Source organism: Acinetobacter legionensis (genome assembly GCF_048552295.1).
Lineage (GTDB): Bacteria > Pseudomonadota > Gammaproteobacteria > Pseudomonadales > Moraxellaceae > Acinetobacter.
Genome location: NZ_JBIMCW010000102.1, coordinates 1 through 271 on the forward strand (window position 1 = coordinate 1; position 271 = coordinate 271).

Annotated in this window: 1 pseudogene; it reads right to left on the reverse strand. The window is 44.3% G+C overall.

Annotated features, from left to right (window positions below):
• A pseudogene (gene proY / locus ACG916_RS21635) lies at positions 1–271 on the reverse strand (proline-specific permease ProY); the annotation flags it as partial.

The window sequence follows — 271 nt, forward strand, 5'->3', positions numbered from 1 at the left end:
TCATGAGCCATACCCAAACAGTTGCAAACGTTGCGATTGATGCAATGATGACAAACACATTTTCAGGAATCAGGTAGTTCAGCACGACACCAATTAACAGCACGCCAGCCATAACCACAACAGTCATCCAAGGCACGCCATTACGCGATAATTTTTGGAAGATTCGAGGTGCCTGACCACGATTTGCCATACCGTACAACATACGGCCTGCACCAAACACATCACTGTTAATTGCCGAAATTGCAGCAGTTACCACCACAATATTTAAAAT